General features: G+C 39.7%; 15 protein-coding genes. All 15 read left to right on the top strand.

Translation table 11 applies throughout. From position 1 onward, the window contains the following. Positions 1-23: 23 nt before the first annotated feature. The 15 genes from M9H69_RS10000 (at position 24) to M9H69_RS09930 (ending at position 17,322) form a co-directional block, all read left to right on the top strand. Positions 24-3,731 (top strand): SspB-related isopeptide-forming adhesin, encoded by a 3,708-nt coding sequence (locus tag M9H69_RS10000; RefSeq protein ID WP_250315540.1) that lies wholly within the window; start codon positions 24-26, stop codon positions 3,729-3,731. A gap of 76 nt (positions 3,732-3,807) precedes the next feature. Then, the gene (locus M9H69_RS09995) at positions 3,808-4,245 is read left to right on the top strand and encodes a single-stranded DNA-binding protein (protein ID WP_250315539.1); all 438 of its coding nucleotides are present in this window, start codon (positions 3,808-3,810) and stop codon (positions 4,243-4,245) included. A 159-nt stretch (positions 4,246-4,404) separates the two neighbouring features. Continuing rightward, on the top strand, positions 4,405-4,650 hold the full coding sequence (locus tag M9H69_RS09990; protein ID WP_000113750.1) for a hypothetical protein: 246 nt from the start codon (positions 4,405-4,407) through the stop codon (positions 4,648-4,650). Positions 4,651-4,654: 4 nt separating this feature from the next. Beyond that, complete coding sequence (locus tag M9H69_RS09985) at positions 4,655-7,783, top strand: VirD4-like conjugal transfer protein, CD1115 family (RefSeq protein WP_250315538.1); 3,129 nt, start codon at positions 4,655-4,657, stop codon at positions 7,781-7,783. Positions 7,784-7,866: 83 nt separating this feature from the next. Next, complete coding sequence (locus M9H69_RS09980) at positions 7,867-8,367, top strand: hypothetical protein (protein WP_250315537.1); 501 nt, start codon at positions 7,867-7,869, stop codon at positions 8,365-8,367. 122 nt (positions 8,368-8,489) lie between these two features. Continuing rightward, positions 8,490-10,529 carry a pLS20_p028 family conjugation system transmembrane protein gene (locus M9H69_RS09975; RefSeq protein WP_250315536.1) on the top strand — a complete coding sequence of 680 codons (2,040 nt, stop codon included), beginning with the start codon at positions 8,490-8,492 and terminating at the stop codon, positions 10,527-10,529. Between the two features lie 8 nt (positions 10,530-10,537). Next, the gene (locus M9H69_RS09970) at positions 10,538-10,819 is read left to right on the top strand and encodes a BRCT domain-containing protein (protein WP_049510588.1); all 282 of its coding nucleotides are present in this window, start codon (positions 10,538-10,540) and stop codon (positions 10,817-10,819) included. Between the two features lie 147 nt (positions 10,820-10,966). Further along, the gene (locus M9H69_RS09965; RefSeq protein ID WP_250315535.1) at positions 10,967-11,275 is read left to right on the top strand and encodes a DUF5592 family protein; all 309 of its coding nucleotides are present in this window, start codon (positions 10,967-10,969) and stop codon (positions 11,273-11,275) included. After that, positions 11,275-11,922 (top strand): hypothetical protein, encoded by a 648-nt coding sequence (locus tag M9H69_RS09960; RefSeq protein WP_000985686.1) that lies wholly within the window; start codon positions 11,275-11,277, stop codon positions 11,920-11,922. The genes M9H69_RS09965 and M9H69_RS09960 overlap by 1 nt, the downstream gene beginning before the upstream one ends. A 10-nt stretch (positions 11,923-11,932) precedes the next feature. Next, a complete protein-coding gene (locus M9H69_RS09955; protein WP_001113074.1) occupies positions 11,933-13,879 on the top strand; it encodes a hypothetical protein in 1,947 nt (648 codons plus the stop codon). A gap of 19 nt (positions 13,880-13,898) precedes the next feature. Continuing rightward, positions 13,899-14,150 (top strand): hypothetical protein, encoded by a 252-nt coding sequence (locus tag M9H69_RS09950; protein WP_001107251.1) that lies wholly within the window; start codon positions 13,899-13,901, stop codon positions 14,148-14,150. 15 nt (positions 14,151-14,165) lie between these two features. After that, positions 14,166-15,506 carry a CHAP domain-containing protein gene (locus M9H69_RS09945; protein WP_250315534.1) on the top strand — a complete coding sequence of 447 codons (1,341 nt, stop codon included), beginning with the start codon at positions 14,166-14,168 and terminating at the stop codon, positions 15,504-15,506. Between the two features lie 14 nt (positions 15,507-15,520). Beyond that, positions 15,521-16,111, top strand: coding sequence for a hypothetical protein (locus M9H69_RS09940; protein WP_250315533.1), 591 nt, complete (start codon positions 15,521-15,523; stop codon positions 16,109-16,111). Positions 16,112-16,234: 123 nt separating this feature from the next. After that, positions 16,235-17,053, top strand: a complete 819-nt coding sequence (locus M9H69_RS09935) for a ParA family protein (protein WP_125457463.1) — start codon at positions 16,235-16,237, stop codon at positions 17,051-17,053. Continuing rightward, positions 17,050-17,322, top strand: a complete 273-nt coding sequence (locus M9H69_RS09930; RefSeq protein WP_000138498.1) for a hypothetical protein — start codon at positions 17,050-17,052, stop codon at positions 17,320-17,322. The genes M9H69_RS09935 and M9H69_RS09930 overlap by 4 nt, the downstream gene beginning before the upstream one ends. Positions 17,323-17,338: the final 16 nt, after the last annotated feature.

The following is a 17,338-nucleotide window of genomic DNA, read 5'->3' as shown; positions in this document are numbered from 1 at the left end:
GAAATGGAAAGGGAAACAATTAAATGACAGAAAAAACAAAAGGACACGGATATTTCCGTAAGAAAAAATGGGCTAAAGGCTTAGTATCAGGAATTGCAGTTGCAGGTATTGTAGCCTTCTCTGCAGGTTCAGCATTTGCGGATGAAGCAGTACAGCCTGAAACTAAAAACGACAACAACGCATACGCTAAACAAGCTGGCAAAACAACAGGAAGCCAGTCTGTAGCGATTGATAATGGAGCAGTCACAAAGGCTGCTGACAAGGCCAAAAAAGCTGGAGTAGTTGTATCTGAAACATCAAGTGTTGATAAGGGAACAGATACCACTGCTCCCAAACTTGAACAGTCTAAGTCTGAGATTAAACAAGATCAGGACAAGCAAGTCAAGGAACTGGAAGAAACGACTACAAAACAAGTCAAAAACAATGAAGCCTTCCAGGAAGCACAGGAAGCTATTCACGCTAACAATCAATTTGTAGCTGATGAAAAAGCCAAGCATGAAGGGGCAACAACTGTCACAGTGACGAATGAAGGTTCGACTGCCACAGATGGTTCAGCAGACCAAAACAAGAAAGCTACTCAAACAGCTAAACAGGTCTTGTCAGATAACCAACAAGCAGTAACAAAATACCTGGGTGAAAAAGCTAAGTATGATGCTACTGTTGAACAAGCTACTGCTCTAAACAAAGCGGTAGAAAGCGTATCTGAACAGCTGAAGAAAGAAAAGGTTGACGTTAAAGTCGTTACACGTACGGTCTCTTCAGTCGCAGAAGTAGAAGCATTGAAGAAACAAAATGACCAGGCTATTGCGACTGCAAAAGGCAAAGTGGAGCTTAACAAAGCCCTGATGGCTGCCTACACAGAGAAGAAGAATGCTAGTGATCAAGTCAATCAAGATGCTGATCGTAAGTCAGCAGATTTGAAAAAATCTGGTGTACTTTTAACTTCTAAAACACAGGAAGTTTCTTCAGTAGATGAAGCCAACAAAATTGCCAAACAAAACCAAACGGCCTTTGATAAAGCTAAGCAGAACCAGGCTGAATGGCAGAAGAAATACAATGAACTTCAATCTAAAACAAGTACGGAAGGGTTCACAAAAGAGGTTGTCTTACAGGCTCTAAGTCTTGCAACAGCTAATCCTGAAGCAACAGTAGAATCCTCTGCTTCAGGAGCGCAGGTAACTACCAAAGATTACATCGCTTCATCAAATGGAACATCAGGCTATACTCGTGTTCTAGACTCAACCAAAGTCTTGAAATACAAAGATGTGGGCAATGGTTGGACAACAGAAATTGATTATACTGGGTTAAACGGCTTAACAGTCACAACCGAGGATGGGAAACAACACAATATTTCTCGTATCCATCGAAAATTTCAAATTGTAAACCAAGGTAAAACGGGCCTAAATGATGTCTATGTCTTAAATGATCCGACTGAGGGCTTTGTAGTAGCTCGAAACGATGGAACAGGTGGAGCTGCGGACTACATGAACTTCCTGGTTACAGATACCTACTACTACAACAATGAGGAAGGCCAAGAAGTAGCTTTCAAGGCTTCTGAAAAGACACCTGCAGCCTTAACCTACTCGTCTCTAAACCACAACCCTATCGGGTGGGAAGGTGCAAAAGCCATCAATGGGACACATGTTGAAATCAATGGCTCAACTGTTACTCAAAACAAGGATTATGGCTATGTTTATGCAGAAGACTATAATCGTGAGGAAGAGGTAGGTCATCTTTGGGATACTTCCTCTTCAGCATATCAGTACAAGGGTGCTGCTCTTGGAGTCTTTAAGGAAGGGACAGCCTTCACAACCGAATTCATTCAATGGGATGGACCAGAAAGTCCAAATGGCCAAACCTATTGGTTTGCTTTGAATACAAAGGTTGTAGCGCCAGTCGTTGAAGTTCCAGCTACTGCAACTATCACAAAAACAACCGTGAAGCCAGTTCAGACTGAACCTGTATCAGCTGAATTGGTTAAAGCGAAAAATCCAGCTAAGCCAACCTTGGCTCTTAAAACACTTTCTGAGACGAAAAATCAGAAGTTATCAGCAAACTATCACGGCTATAAATTGCAGTATAAGCCAGTTGTCAGCAAATCTGTAGCAGATACAGATAAGACCAACACAAACGGTCAAACAGTTGTTAAAAATGCTACTCAGACCTACACCTTGAATCATGACAATATCTATGCGAACCTGAAAAAAGGGGACAAGATTACCATCATTGATCCACTTGAAGCTGGAGCAGTTCCTGATGTAGCTGTTACAAAGGCAGCTGCAGAGAAAGCAGGGTGGGGCGTTATCTATGATGCAGTAAAGAATACGTATACCTTTACTGCGACTTACGAAGGGAAACGCTTAGAAGCTCCTGTGATTACCTGGAAGCCAATCTATGATAAAGGTTTCTATGATAACACCTATAAAGTGTTAGTGAATAACTACGAAGTTTTCTCAAACACTGTTACGAACTACACACCGAAGCCACCTAAACCAGTAAAATCGGTTCTGGATCGCTCTGGTAAGGATATCAATAATGCGACAACATTTGATCGTAACGTGACCTTCCGCTTAATGACAGATTACAGCCCATACACCAAAACTCTTGCTTCAGCGCAAGCACTTGGTAAGAAGTTTGCTATCCTGGATGATGTTCAAGACAATGCCTTCACAGTTGACCACAGCAATATCAAGATGACTGCTGCAGGACAAGATGTGAAAGATCTCTTTGAGATGCATCACGTCCTTTCAGACAAAGGACGTACAGATGCAATCAATAAGATTCTGAAAGAATTAAACTTTAACCCTAAAGGTGAGTTCTATCTTTGGACACCGAAGAACTCTCAGAGTTTCTACCAAAATTACGTGAAGCAAAATAAAAACGTGACGATTGATCTCCCAGCTAAGCTCCTGGTTAAAGCAGGGGATAAAGTTGAAAATAGCTTTAAGCAAATCGACTTTGGCAATAGCTATCAATCAAACCTTGTCACTGTCTCGGTTCCCGATGTGAAGCCAGAGAAACATGCCCTGGATCAAAAAGATAATAAAAAAGTCTTGGATGGCCAAGAAGTACAGATTGGCCAATACATCCGCTATCTACTTGACGGTGTAACCGTTCCAACCAAACATGATGGCCTCTTCCAATATGATGGTAGTGACCAGTTGGATGTGGTTCATGATCGATTCACAGGTAAGTGGTCAGGGATTTTCAAGGGGACAGAGTATACAGCTGCTAAAGACCTTATCTTGCCATATGATGTCATCCTGAAGGATGGCAAAGTAGTCAAGGCTGGTGACAAGATTGCCAAAGGTACAGCTTATGCCTTCTTGTTTGAAGTGAACCAGGATACAAATCCTGACTTCCTCAAGAAGATTGTAGCCGTCAAATGGGACGAGAAAGCAGGCAAATGGTCTTACGTTATCAACCAGGACTTCCTAAACTCTTTAGGAGTTAAGGGTAGCTTCGATGCGGACTTCACAATCGAAGTACAACGTATCTCGGCTGGAGAAGTTGAGAATACCTTTATCAATACAGTCAATTTACAAGAGATGACGGCGAAAGTGACAACCACAACGCCAGAGCCTCCAAAACCAGAGCCTAAAGAACCAGGCAAGCCACAACCGCAGCCATCACTTCCAAACACTGGAACAGCAGCAAGCATGCTTCCAGTTGTGGGAATGATTTTGGGATTGTTGAGTCTTGCAGGCTTTCGTAAGTCGAAAGAAAACTAATTTGACGAACTAAAATGAAATGATGACCACAAGTTGAATAAAGACTCTCTTGTGGTCTTTATTGAAAGGAGAAAAAATGCAAGTATTTATCGCTTCTGGACGTGTTGCATTCATCCCAAGTGATGCAGTAGGTCAAACTAAAAATGGTCATGCCAGTTTCAAATTTGAGTTTGTTTGTGATTCGAGTATGAATGATGATACAAATAAACCAATTTCTAGTTTCTTCCATGTGCAAGTATACGGAAAACAAGCAGAATTGATGGCTCAGAGCCTATCTAAAGGCTCTCCAATCCTCTTAAAAGGAGAAATTATCCAACGACCTTATAATGATGAACAAGGTCAACGTCGGACGTATCAGTTTATTTCCCCAAATCAACAAGGAGGAATTTCTTTCCTTGAAAATAGGGAAGCATCTAACCGACGTAAGCAGGACCAACAGGGCTTTTCTCAGCCGATACCAAGTTCTATTCCTCCATCTTATCCTGAACCAATGGATGTAGAATCCCCATTCTAAAGGGATTGAAAGCATACAAGAACACTTGTGTGCTTTTTTGTTGTACAAAAAGTTATATAACTTATGATATAACAATATCTTTTGTCCCTTTAACAAAGAATTTGATATTATCCCTTAGAATAGAGGGGAATTAAGAAATAATAAGAAAGGAGTGCAACAATGGCAAGACAAAAATACAATTATCTGTCTGATGAATTGATTGCAGAATCTCTTCAGGTGACCAATTACTTAGAACAAAGTCGATCTAGTCGATTGAATGTTCTACAGTTGGATGGGGAGAAATGGTTAGAAAATTACTTTAACCGTTATGAGAAAGCCTCTCCAAGGCTACAGTTTCACATATTTCTCTTTTCGAGCTTCTATACTCGAAAAATGGAATGGTTCTTGGAAGGTGTAAGGGGGTAGTCGCTTGTTTGAGTTATTTGAAGTAGTATTTTATACCCTTATCCAACTGATTCGAGCCAGTTGGCTCAATACCTTCCTTTTTCTAGGGGTAGCAGGTTATTACCTATTCAAACTCTTCCAGCCGTATTTTTTAAGAAGCTATCAAAGGTTATTAGCAGGAAAGAGTAGTCTAAGGCAAGCAATAAAAAGAGGTTGGAAAAATCGTAAAGGAATTGATTGGAAACAAGTATGGTTCAAATCAGTTAGAGGGCTGCTCAATGGAATGAAGTCATTCTTACCTAAAATCTTTGCGCTTGTCTCTCTCATTCTTTGGAATGTTTTCTTCAGGATATTCTATACCCTCCCTTTTGTTAAACGAGAACGGAAACGTTTTGATAAAGAAATGAAACCCATTCTTTATTTTAAAAGTTACCGCAGCTTCGTTTATATGGGATTAGGTTTTAGCTTTATTGCTTTTATCTTAACCAATTACCTGGTTACTGTTTTGAGAGCTACAATCCGCTTTCTCTATTTTAGTATTTGGTCGTTTAAAGATGCTAGTAAGGCCGTAAACTTTGACTTAAACAGCCTCTTATTTCAAAGTTTATTGAACGCTAAAGTCTTCTTGATAGCACCGATTTTAGCATTTCCAATCTTTCTATTGGGCTTAGTTATCGCCTGGAAATCTGCCTGGATAAACTTCGAGCAGTTTCGAGACTATAACAATAATGAAGAGGGAGATGACCGATTTGTGACGATTGATGAAATTCGTCGTCAATACAAAAAGATTCCGAATAAAGCTTTAACTTATCCAGGTGAAGGTGGGGCTCCAGTATTTCATGAGCTGACTCATGATTTAGCAGGGCAAACACTCAGAACCCAAATCTTATGGCAAAATAGGAAAATCAGTCGATATGTGACCAATGCGGAACGGATTTTAGGCATGTTAGCTTTTCCTTCAGGTTACTACTACATTGAAGATAAGCCAACGAATCTGTTAGGGATTGGGATGACTCGTTCAGGTAAGGGGGAAGGTCAGATCACTCCAGCCATTGAAATCAATAGTCGTGCGGAATTGCAGCCATCGATGGTTCTTGCAGATCCGAAAGGGGAGCATTATCAAGCCTCCTATAAACTCATGAGACAACGTGGCTATGAAGTTAATGTTCTTTCTTTCCAAAATATGGATTGGTCTATGTCTTACAATCCCCTAGCTTTGGCCATAGCAGCCGCAAAGAAGGGTTACTATGAGAAGACTCAAACCTATGTCAACGCAGTCGCAGAATCCATTTATCCCAAACAAAAGGGAGGAGAGAAGGGAAATGCGGAATACTTCCGTAAGTCTTCTATATCCCTGTTTAATGCTCTGACAATGGCTTTGATGGATCGAGCTAATGAAACCTATCAAAATGGTGAAGATGATGCCTGGGATACCATTACCATCCCTAACGTTGCGAAATTCTTGGCGACAATGGGATCTGAAGAAGTTTTTGTGGATGGTGCTGGAGAAATCGTCGAGAATCCAAGCAGAGAACAACAAGTGTCGAAGAAGTCAAAAATCACAGTCTATTTTGATAATTTGAGACAGGTCAATCAAAAACAATTCTCGAAATTTAGACAAATGGCGGATATTGAATTTCGTGCTTCAGATTTTGGTGGTGATGAGACTAAAGGTAATGTCTACTCTAGCATGATGACAGGGATCAACTTGTTCTTACAAGACAATGTGGCCAAACTGACTTCTAAAAACTCTATTGATTTAGAGTCTGTTGGCTTCCCACGTCGATTGTCTGTCAAGCTGAGATCAAGCACCAATAGCCAACTCAAAAACGAGTTCAAGCACAAGACTGCTAAAGTAACGATTACAGGATTGAAGAAATGGGGGAAAGTCGAAAAGAAAGTTGACTATGTGAAGCAAGCTACAGCTCTTGTTGATGGGGAAGGATATCTGACCTATGCCATCGAGCCTAAACTTCCAGATCAGTTTACGGTAACGATTGATTTCAATCATAAGAACAATGGTCAGTCTTCAGTTCGGGATCAAGTCTTTCAATTCTCAGCTGAGAAAGTCTATCGAAAAGATGGAGATAGTCTAGAACTAGATGAGTATACCAAGAAGCCGATTTTAGATCATATCGATATAACCGTCTTAAAGGATAAAGAAGATACCCAAAATCTTCTTCAGGAGTCGGATATTGAACTGGTCTATTCAGATAAACCCAAAGTCATCTACCTGGTAACACCGCCAAACCGAACAGAGTATAATGGGATTGTTTCTTTACTCTTAGATCAGCTATTCAATGCTAACTATGAGCTTGCCTTATCAAATGGTCGGAAATGTATCAATCGCATTCTCCATATCTTGGATGAGTTTACAAACATGCCAGCCATTCCTCACATGGATAAGAAAATCTCCATTGGATTGGGGCAAAACATTCTCTATTACCTATGGATTCAAAACCTGGAGCAACTATATGATGTCTATGGTCAAAATGTTGCTCAAACGATTATGGATAACTGTTCGTTGAAGGTTTACATCAAAACAACGTCTCCAGATACCAATAAGAAATTTAGTGCTGAGTTGGGTACACGTACCATCACCAGAAGACGGCGTTCCAGCAATATTCTGGACGAAGCCAATCCAAACGTAGCTGTCGAGAATCCAAAACAAGAATTGTTGACACCAACGCAATTGGCCAAGCTCCAGGAAGGAGAAGCGGTTATCTTACGTGGGGTCAAGGGACGGGATAATGTTGGACGTAAGGTCACAACGGATCCAATCTTCGCACATGATAAGAACAGCTTCCCTTACAAGTACATGTTCTTACAAGAGGAGTTTGATACATCGATGACTCTTGCGGATATTCCAGTCGAAAGTGCACACCGTGAGCTAGAGCTTCAGGAGATAGCAGTTGATGCTGGTACAGCCTTCAACAACATCATAGACTGGAGGCAACGTTTGACTATGCCTCTCCTCAGCAACAATGGCGAAACTCCTAAACTATCAGGTCGTCACAGTAAAGGACAAAAGGTACAATCCCAATCATTTACATCTACAGATGAATTATTCCAGGCAGCTGCAGCTAGTGTTATTCACGGTGACTATGATTATTATGATGACGGAGATGATTTCTTTGCAGATGAAGTTATCTAAAAAGATGTACAATAAGTTATATAAACACTTGCAAGAAAAAATGATGTTTGTTATAATGAGGTAAATAATGATTAGGAGAAAAAATGATGAAAGCAAAGCACTTTTTAAGAATTGTTTTAGTAGGGTTAGCCTTGATTTTACTAGGAGCATGTGGTCAAAAATCACCTGATTCTATTGCTAAAAATGTGCTAAAGGATAGCTATACAGGCTCTTCTCCAGAAGATGGTTATGAGAGCGGTGTTTTTACGGGTGGAGCAGGATCTACCGTAAAATTTGATAAAGAGAATAAGACAGTCTCAAATGGTGATGATAGAGACATTAAGTATAGTGTTCTTTCAGAAGAACAAGTGAAGAGGATTCCAGCCGCTTTCAGAGGGACTATTGTTAGTTTAGAGAGTCAGCTGAAAGGAAAGGATAACTTTACAATAGCTGTTGATTATAAAGATATAGATAAACCTGAAGAAGCTCGCTCTTATTATCAAGTGGTCTTGACCGAGGGTGGTAAAAAAATCCGAATCATTGAACTACGTCGTGGCTACAAAGAAGACAATGCTTTCTATGATTTCAATGGAATCGCAGATTAACTTACAAAAGTCTCAATTACTTGAGGCTTTTTTTCTTGTCAGAATTTCATTGTCCCTTTAAAAACGATTTTGCCATTATCGAATATGATAGGGGTATCTTAAAAAGAAAGAAGGTACCTTTAGTGCACTATCAAACCTTTTCAGATTTGGTGAATGAGGTCAAAGATCTCAATGGCAAGATTACTGGTGAGAATGCAAAAAAGCTGGCAGAGTTCTATTCCTATTGGAATAACTATTTAGAACCGACTCCTGCATTTATGGCATTTCTCACCTATTTACCAGGAGGGATTGCGAAGGCTCTTTATCAAATCACTTCCAGCCTAGAACATGTTTTTAATAATATGTTTAAGCTCTTTGGCCTCTTCGGTTATCTGGGCGACCAGAAGACGATTATAGGCCAGTTCTTTTACTGGTTTCAGCTATTGGGGACGTCCTTGTTTACTCTGATTTTGGTCGTGTCGGCCGTCGCAGGAGTTTTTACAAAGCCAGTCAAATACAAAGGAGTCATCACGAATTTCCTTTTGGTAACGGCTGTAACTGCTGTATTGCCACTAGCTTTGACCACTATCTCAACAGCAGTGGCACAGGATGCCATGTCTATCCAGACGGTCACTAGTGAAGCGCCATCTGGCAGTCAACCGACTTCCTCCTTGGCTCTTCAACCCATGAAAAATAATGTGGTAGACTTAAAAGTCTTGATCTACAAGGATTTTTCTACGGAGTTGTTTCCAATGGATGACTATGGCTATATCAAGCCTGTTCAAGAGGGCTCTACCCCTGTCAATAATATCACGGATAACCCTGAACAGCGGGACACGACTGATTTTGCGACCAAGATTGATTTTGGGGCAAACTATGGTACAACAAATCCAAAAATGTTGGAGGATATAGAGGGCGAAGACAAAATACCTGGTATTAAAGGCTTGTTCCTCCATAAGTTGAATTCCAATAATACTGGAGTTGAAAGCATCACAGAACATCGCCTCATTAATCAATTGAGTGCCTTTGAATCCGTTTATATGCGCTATAAAGTCAACTGGATAGGGATGTTTCTTCAGTACATTATCCTGATTGTTCTATTGGTCAGCATGATCATCAAGCTCGTCAAATCAGTTTTTGATATTCTGATTGAAGCAATGATTTCTCCGATTCTTGGTTATAGCTCCCTATCAAACTCAAAGAAATACAAAGAGCTGTTAAGAACGATTGGTGGTGCTTTAGCAGGAATTTTCTTTGAAGTTATCATTATGCGTGTAACACTTGAGATTTTCAGAGATTTACCAATCCTTTCTGTTTCAGCAGTATCTAAGCTTTCTGGCGGATTCTTTGATGGACTCAATATGTGGGAACAGTGTCTCGCCGCTGCCTTTGTCTATGTTGGAGTATTCTTTGCAGCAATGCAAGGAGTGGCCATGATCGAGCGCTGGCTTGGAGTTTCGACTGGTCATAGTGAAACAGCTCAACAATTGCTAGGTGCTATGATGATGGGGAATGCCTTTGCGGCTGGAGCAGGTGGTCTCTTTAATGGTGGTATGGCACTTGGCCAATTTGGTATGGATATGGCTAAAAAAGCTCCAGATGCCTTGTCTAAAGGAAGTCAGATTCTAGGAAATAGCCTTGCCAGAACTGGAGGTGGTATTCAAGGTGCTTTGAACTCTGTAAAAGACCAGGGCTTGATGAATGCGGCCAAAGGTGGTGTAAGTAATATGGTTGATTTGGCAGAATGGAAAGCTTTTGAAGCCATGCAAAATACGAAAGGGGCAGTTGGTAGCGCTTTAGATAAGCTGGATGATAAAGCTGCCTCTGCTCAAAATGCGACCTATAACGCTCTGAAAAATGATGCTGTTCCTGGAATTGATCAGCAGCCTGGACCAATTGATATTCCTGAGCCTCCAATTGATCCAGGAACAACAGATGCACCTATTGTCGATCCAACTCCTTCAGCTGAAGAAATGGAGTCCCCAATTCAAGATCCAAATCCACCTGCAGATGCACCAGTTTCAGAATCACAACCACCAGCACAGCCTGATTCTTCTCAACAAAAATTTCAACAGAGCATGAATCAAATGAATTACATGAACCAACAAATGCAACAAGCAGGACAGCGTATGCAGGGAGGACGTCATATAACAGGTGCTGAGAGTGACGATGAAGAAGAATAGGCTGAACTATGGATTTAACAGAAAAGAACATTGTTATCACAGGAAGCCTACGTCCTCTAACTCGAGAAGAAGCCATACGATTTTTAGAAAGTAAAGGAGCTGTCGTGCAAAGCTATGTATCTAATAAAACAGATATATTGGTTTTAGGACACAAGCAGTTGGATCTTTTTGATCCAGATAAACGGTCTAAAAAGCATGATGCAGCGCTTAGAAGAATATCAGAAGGTCAATCCATCACTTTCCTTTCTGAAGAATCATTCTTTGATTTAGTCAAGAAGTCTCAAGATTGAGGCTTCTTTTATTGTTCAAAAAAGTATATAACTTTTTGTACAATTCTTTCCTGAAGGATGATGGTGAAAATGCTATTGTCCCTTTAAAAGATATTTTCGATTATTCATTATAATGTGAGTGTCAAAACAAATATAAAGGAGAAATTAATGTACGATGAAAAATACGGTGTACCTAGAGACATCTACGCTAAAGTCAAGATTATAGGCCTTCTTATCCTGGATATTGCTTTTGTAGGAATTACTGGAGTAATCGCTTTGAGCGTTGGCTTAAAAATCTTTCCCAAAAGCCAGTGGATACAGATGTTCGCATTCATTTTTTTAACACCAGTTCTGAGTTTGTATCTGGTGTTACCAGCTAACGGTGGCAAAAAGAATTGGCACAGCATGTTTCTTTTCTTCAGACGAAGAAGAAAACGTTATATTAGCTTGAATTATATCAGAAGGAGAAAACCATAATGGCGATTAAACAAATTCAACCCTCAAAAAACGAGAAACGCCCTCTGGGACGTCTTCAAGAAACAAAGAAACAAACGCAGGAATATTTTGATTTACATTCTTGCGTTGAGTTGTTAGATGTAAAATCAATCATTCCGAACAGCCAGGCTTATATCCAGTTAGTTGATTATGGCTACTTGCAGCTGATGGAGATACCAGGTAAAGATTTAGGATCGATGTCTTATAACGAGGTTATGAGAACCATTGAAAATTTTGAAACCTGGTTGACTCGATTTGGATCGAATATCCAAGTGGAGACGACAACTTTACCAACAAATACAGATACGCAAATTTCTGACTTACGCCATCATTTGGATTTAGTGCGACAAGAAATGTCTAAGTTATCAATAAATGATAGACGTTTTTTACAACTCAAGGATCGTGAAATTTGGCTTCAAAGCCAAATTAAAGTTGAAGAAAGCATCCGACAAGAAGTCTATAATACAGAGTTCATACTGTGGCTATTTGCACCTACAACAACCGAATTGGACGAATTGGTTCGTAAGGCTAAAACCTATGGAAATAATGATTTTGTTCCACAAGATATCAGCTACAGGAAGAAAATTCAGATTATAAAGCAATACAACAATATGAATGAGAAAGTGTAGGAGAGATAGCATGCCTGATTTATCAAAACGTAGACAAAGACAATTAAAGAATGAAGGATATGACCTTGCTTTCCTTAGCCAGATTCAACCGCAAGGAAATATTGATTTTAAAAAGGATGATCGTTTCTGGATAAGTGGAGATGGATGCCATACGGTCTTACACTATTATGAGTATCCAACTGAAGGAATGGATCGTTTTTGGCTTTCTGAATTGTTGTTGCTTCCTGGAACACGTTCCTTCCTGTCACTGTACAAGGAGGATAATAGACAGCTTCAAAAAGAGATTGAGGACTCTATTGAAGAGAAGTCAACACGGATTACAAACAATAGCAAACTAACCAATAATCGGAAAGAACTAGATGAGATTGACAATCTTAATAAACTAAGCCGTGAAATTGATAAGCGGAATATAGCTATGTATGGGATGTATATTCGTGTCTTTGTGTTTGCATCAATCAAAGAAGAGTTATTCAAGAAGGTTGAAGAAGTCAAAGACAAAACGTCGAAATTCAAATCCACTATTCTGTCTGGAGAATTAGATTTTGAATACCATGCTCCATTTATTCCAGCCGAATATCAGATTGATTTGCCCAATCATCGAAGAGGGATACCGACTCCAGCTCACTCAATAGCTGGTGGATATTTCTTTAATCATACGAAGCTAGAAGATGAGAAAGGCTTCTATCTTGGATGGACTCCAACGAACGGAGCGGTAAATTTCAATTTTCTAGAACGTGACGAGAAAAGAACACGATCCTTTATGATCCTATCTGGAAATCCAAAGATGGGACAACGATCTTTTCTTATGAAACACACAGACGGTCTCTATGCGAAGGGGCATTATATTCGTAACTTTGATGCTACTGGCCAGTTTCTTGATCAGACACGAAAACAACATGGATTGATTCTTGATTTATCAGGTGAGGCTAACCGTATCAATATCTTCCAGGTATTTCCAACAGTGACCAATGAAGCAGGAACTGAAATCGATAAGAAGAAATCCTACAACCTTCATATCGAGAAACTGAAGAGTATCTATAAACTCCTGAATAATGAAGTGACAGGAGACGATTTAATCACATTTGGAACTCTCCTGAATGAGTTTTATATTGAGGGAAATATGTGGGCTCGAAATCCTTCATTGAATCCAGAAAAACTGAAAGCGACGGATATTGTGAAGGAAGAGTATCCTATTCTGTCTGATTTTATTTTGTTTGTTGATGCCTACAAACGTCGACTGGAACAAACTAGTACGGATAAAGCCGAACACAAGGCTGTTAAGCGTATTTACAACACGTTTAACGAACTATTGACAACAAACGCAGAAATTTTCGAGGGGACAACCAAATTTCAAGATATTTCTTCAGAGCAAGTTGTGACATTTGACTTCTCAGGTTTGAAGAATGCCCCTCATTTGTTAAATGTTCAAATATTCTCTGTTCTTTCACTTGTCTCGGCTGATATTGTCAATAACGGAAAACGCTGTAAGCAATTACTGAAGAGACGTCCTGACTTAACGGAGATGGATATGCAGCACTATATTGTCAATATTAGTGGGGCACAGACACTCATTGACCCTAAGCATGAAAGTAGTGTCAACCTTCTGGCTGATATGATTGATACAATGGGGGAAAACTTTGCTGGTGTTGTATTGTCTGTTAATTCACTGCGAGGGATTCTGTTTGAGACGGGGATTGGCACTCATAAGGATCCGTACGTAACGGCAGTCCAGAGGATTTTTGGTCTGATGCAATATAGAGTTTTTGCTCAGACGGACGAAACCAGTGTTCCTCTACTAGCTAACGCCTTATCTGGATCAATGAACCAGTCTGAACTAGAGACTTTGCCTCGTCTGAAGAAAGGACAGTTATTCATGAATATTGCAGGGGTAGGAAATCTGGTCTTTAACCAACAGCTGTTAGCCCCTGAAGTTGAGCGCTATGGCGGTATTGAGTAAGAAAGGAAGGTAAACCAGAATGGCCAAAAATAAACTAGGAATGATTGCCAGGACTAAGCAGAGATTTGATCAATACGTATTGATTCGTAAATATCGCATGCAACAAGAAAGAGATTATTTCGCTTCAGAGGGAGAATCTGATCCAAAACGACTGGAAGCACAAAAAGAACGAGATAAGGAGTTTTTGAACGGTCTCAAGAAGATTGGAATAGGATTTATTGTATTTTTAGTTTTTTATGGAATTTTGCGAACAATATTAGGATTGTGGTAAATAAGCGAGGTATCCATGAAAAAAATATTTAAACTGAAGATCCTCATTCCTTTTGTGGCTCTCCTATTAATTATCAATGTTGGGATAACCATGTTAGTTGGGATAATGGGAGCTGTAACTAATAATGGAAGAAATGATTGTGGTGCTGTAGAAACAACATCTTCAACTGGCGACTCCACAGTTTCTTCAGCTGATGGTTCCATCGATGAATTTGTAAAAAAGCACAAGGAAGCCTATATCCTGTCTTGGAAGGCAGGAGGTTTCCTACCTTCAGCTTCTATCACTCAAACAATGATAGAGAATGGCTTCAATTTTACGAATCCTAATGGTACTTCCTTCTGGAAAGCTCACAATATGGGAGGTGTTAAAACCTCTAGTAAAAGTAATTTTCCAGTTACTCTTGCGACGTATGGTGAAGATAGTGTTGATTTAAGTGGGACAAAGCCTGGAGCGAATGTCGGAGACGGTACAGGAGGAGCTTATACTTGGTTCTCTAGCTACGATGCAGGGATCGTAGGGAAAGCTGAGTTTATGGCTCACCAGACACTCTATAAAGGGGCTATAAACAATACAAATGGTATTGCTAGCCTATCTGCTATAGCAGATGGTGGATGGGCCACAGATGGCACTTATAAGAGCAAACTAACTGATATGTATCAAAAACTAGGTACGAAATATCAGTGGCTTGATAAGGAAGCCATTGCTGCTCATGGTGAGAAGCCCTATGAAGGATCCAGTACACAAGATGTTAGTTCTTCAGATAGTACGGTGTCTTCTTCAGCTGAAAAAAGTGGATGTGGTGAGTCAGGTAGCAGTGCCGATGGAACGGGAACTGTCCCTTCAGATGCGACTGCATGGGGGTATAAACCAGAAGACTTGCCAGATAGCTTGAAACCATTCATTATTGATCCTAAGAGCTTAGGCATGGATTATGCCAAGTCTACAGGATGGTATAATCCTGGAAGTGACGAGTATGCTGGACAATGTGTGAATCTTACAATTAGCATGGGAAATCACTTATGGGGTCATTCTGGCTCAGTACAGGGAGATGGGAAAGATCAAGCGGCGGCATGGGCTGCAATATTTGGAAATTCGGTTAAGACTACACCTAAAAGAGGCGCTATTTTCTCTTCACAGGTAGGAGGCGGAGGATATGGTCATACTGGAATTGTATGTCATGTTTTCGAGAATGGCTCTATCTTATTTGTAGAACAAAATACACCTCTGAGTGGTTGGGATCAGTTCAAAACTCCATATACATGGAATTATCGTATTTGGACTAAATCACAACAACAAGAACAGGTAATCTCTTTTGCTTATCCAGATGACAGAGAAGCTAAATTAAGTTCAAATTAAAAGGAGTATATAAGATGATTGATTGGATAAAGGAGAATATGGTTGCATCGATTGTAGTAGGTATTCTATTGGTTTTGGCAGGGATAGGGATTGTATCGAGTTTCAGGCCGTCTCAACAAACTAAAATAGAAGAAGCTGCCCAGGTGAGTTCTTCAGGAACCGCACAAAACGAGCCGTCTTCCAAAGAGGAAACAGCAGACGAGAAGCATTATCGGACAGCTAAGCTAAAACTAGAACGCCCCTATGCAGAGGCAAGCCCAGAAGACAAAAAAGAAGTGTTAAAAGCCTTTGAAGAAGCAGTAGCAGATATAAAAAAGACGAATTTTCTGCCAAATGTCAAGGGAACAATCGAAAATCATTTATCTATGACACAGAATGCGATGGTTCAAACTTTCGCGATGGCTCTTCTGACGAATCAGTATGATTTTCAACCTAAACAATTGGAAGTGATGCCAACTGAATCAGATGACGTGATTCAATTTTTAGTTGTTCTAACTAAAAATGGAGAAGAGAATAGCTATTTCGTTGGAAATTTCAATACTACGGTTCAACAAATCCAGCTAAAAGCCTATGTTGGCGGAAATATAGGTGGTACATACGGATAATAAGTTGCACAAAAAGTTATATAACTTTTTGTGCTTTTATATTGACAAACAAAGTTGTTTTAGATATAATTAAGTATATAAAAAGTTATATAACAAAATATACAATTATCTAAGGAGGGAATCATGAAGATTCAGACTACAAACTTAGGAAAAGGTGGCGGTGGTAAGACTACAGATACCTTTAATGAAGGGGATTGGTTGGCACGTGTTAAGGGGCTTAGAACACTACTCATTGATGGAGCTTGGGAATGTAATTTGACAAGAACATTTGATGTAAAATGTGAGAAAACCGTCTATGATATATTTACGACTGGAGAGTATGAGATTGTTCCGATATCAGAAAATCTCAGTTTGATTTGTGGTGATGAGCGTTTGACAGATGAGCAGTTAGATCTTGCTAGTCGAAACAACAAGTATCTCCAGTTGTTTATGTGGTTTAGCGAACATTACGAAGAGTTAGAAGCACAATTTGATGTCATTCTGATTGATACGCACAATGATGAGAGTTTAGTTACAGCAAATTTTATAGCTGTATCAGATATTGTCTTGGCTGTTTCTGATGCCTCTCTAAATGGTTTTCGTGCCTGGTTATCTTTGAAAAATTTTGTAGACTTCATTAAGAGCGAAGCTATCGAAGTTATTACCAAGAAAAGCTATGTTAAAGCAGAACCTTATCTTATTGGAAATAAGATTAAGTACGTTGGAAACAATGTAACAGACACCTGTAAACAATTTTTAGAAGTTGTTGAAGAAGATCAGGCTTACCTGGGATCTATCCAGGAGAAAGAGCTCATGGCCAAGAGCCTTGTGATCAGTCAGAGTGTCTTTGAGCAGCGTGAAGAGATGACAGCTAACCAACAAGAGACACATCAGAAGTTTTATGATAATATAAACTACGTATATGAAAATATTTTGAGTGTGTTAGAAGGAGAGGTAGCATGACAGAGAATCGATTCGCACAAGTAAAACAAACGTTCCAGAGTACACCAAAGAGAGAAAAGACTCCTTCGTCGAGAAAACAAAATCAGGAGGCTAGAAAGTCTCCTGAAAGCTATAACAAAAAGCAACGTTTCCCTTTCTCTCTGCATCATAATGTTCGATACGATATGCTAGATGCTTTAGTAGAGTATCACGGTGAAAAATCAGCTTCATCTTATCTCGAGAATCTGATTATAAGAGAATGGGAAAAGATGGAGCGAAAGAAAAAATAGCGTTCCATAAGAAAGG

Source organism: Streptococcus oralis, assembly GCF_023611505.1.
In the GTDB taxonomy this organism is placed as follows: Bacteria; Bacillota; Bacilli; order Lactobacillales; family Streptococcaceae; genus Streptococcus; species Streptococcus oralis_CT.
The sequence above is the reverse complement of the archived record's forward strand: the minus strand, read 5'-3'. Positions and strand labels throughout refer to the sequence as shown.